Source organism: Lacinutrix salivirga (assembly GCF_053604675.1).
The window spans coordinates 1-1751 of record NZ_JBSHNP010000089.1; the positions used below are offsets into that span (position 1 = coordinate 1).

Below are 1751 nucleotides of genomic sequence, written 5' to 3' on the forward strand. Positions count from 1 at the left end.
CAAAATAGCCTGTGTCTTCCATTGTTGCTTTGTATTTTGTAGACATATTTGTTTTTTTATACAATTTAAGCCTTTTAGTAAATATAAAAAGAGCATCAAAAAAACGATGCTCTTTATTACGTACTGTTATGGTCACGGATTGCAAATCCGCGCGATCGGGTTGTAAATTCGCGCTATTGGGTTATAATTTACCTTCTCTTTTAAGTTTAGACATTCGTCTTTGTTCTTCCTTTTCAGCACGCTTATCTGGTGTCAATAATTCCCATTCTAATTTTCGAACTTCTTCAAATAAAAAATAATATTTATTAAAATCGTCTATGTTTTCTATTTTAAATTGATTCAATTCTTCGCTTGATTTAAAACCTCTATCGAAAAGTCTTCCTTTTAACTCCTCTTTCTCTTTTATATATATTTCTAATTGTTGTTTCAAGTTATCCATAATATTACTTTTCTATTAATTCAATTATTGTTACATCCTTGTTGGGAAAAACAGGATGTCTATCCTTAAACACTTTATCCACATCAAATTCCGTACCTGATTTAAAAAGCAATTCTGCTTCATGAGGCAACATAGATGATTCTTCTACTAGTTTAGCATTCTTTCCTTTTACTTTAAAAATTACACTATGTGTTAAATTGTCTATTAGCCATTCATTTAAAGCTTCGTCAGAATAAGTGGTTGAAAAAAATCCTTGATCCTTAAAATCACCACCTTCTTTAAAAAGTCTTTTTATATCCTGCTCACTAAAATAAGCAGACCTTTTTAAAATTCCATCATTATATTTAGATTTAGGTAACTTAGATAAGGCATTATCTAATATTTTTTGCATGGCTATCAATTCATCATCTAACTTACCTCCTAAGCCCTCGCTAGCGCTCGTCTGTGACGAGTGCACATAAGAGTAAGAAGCACTAACCCATAAATCCAATATCGTCTATTTCTAGAATAGTATTATCTTCTTGAAAATTTCTTGCGCTAGAATACTTATAATCTATTGGTTTTGTAACAAAACCTGTTTCTACTGGATTATTATGAATGTAGTCTATCTTTTGTTTAATAACCTTTTCACTCCATAACTCAATTGGTTTGTTATGATGCTGCCAAAATTGGTAATTACTAATATTTCCTTGTTTTTCTCCTGCTTTTTTAAACATCCACAATAACCATTCTTTTCTACTCTCTTGTGGATTGTTTTCTATTGCTTCAATTACTTTTTTTGAAGTATACTTTTTAAAATCTCTTAGCAGCTCAGTTGGCTGTTCGCTAGCTGAACGAAAGATTAAATGCACATGACTTGGCATAAAACAATAAGCATATAGCTCCATACCTTTTTCTGCTCTGCAATAATTAATACTATCTGCTAAAACATTAAAATAAACCTGTCTTGTAAATACATCTAACCAATAAACTGTAGCAAATGAGACAAAGTATAACCCAGACTTATTATGAAACTTGTATTTTCTACTCATAACTCTAAAATACAAAAGCCACAGTTATTACACTGTAGCTTTTGGTTGTTTTGCTTGCTGTTATAGTCACTCGTCACAGACGAGCGCTAGCAGGAGTATAGTAGTAAGTTACGTTTTTGTCCGTTATCTTCTGTTACGGTAAATGGAACGTCTGTAATATATTCTGCAATAAACAGCTCCTCTGTTTCTCTATCTTTAACTTCTACGCGAGATTTTTGTGTGCTTATGTAGTTTATATAATGAAAATCGCTAAATAGGTTTGGCTTGTTTTTCTTTAAGGT

Annotated in this window: 4 protein-coding genes; all 4 read right to left on the minus strand. The window is 31.4% G+C overall.

The genetic code is table 11. The annotated features are described in order from the left end of the window. Positions 1–181: 181 nt before the first annotated feature. Positions 182–439, minus strand: coding sequence for a hypothetical protein (locus tag ACVC5O_RS04830; RefSeq protein ID WP_452220339.1), 258 nt, complete (start codon positions 437–439; stop codon positions 182–184). Positions 440–443: 4 nt separating this feature from the next. After that, positions 444–929: an ADP-ribosyltransferase gene (locus ACVC5O_RS04835; RefSeq protein WP_452220340.1), complete on the minus strand. Its 486-nt coding sequence runs from the start codon at positions 927–929 to the stop codon at positions 444–446. Next, positions 913–1470 (minus strand): REP-associated tyrosine transposase, encoded by a 558-nt coding sequence (locus tag ACVC5O_RS04840; protein ID WP_452220341.1) that lies wholly within the window; start codon positions 1468–1470, stop codon positions 913–915. The genes ACVC5O_RS04835 and ACVC5O_RS04840 overlap by 17 nt, the downstream gene beginning before the upstream one ends. 86 nt (positions 1471–1556) lie before the next feature. Beyond that, positions 1557–1751: hypothetical protein (locus ACVC5O_RS04845; RefSeq protein WP_452220342.1), on the minus strand; the 195-nt coding region annotated here is incomplete at its 5' end.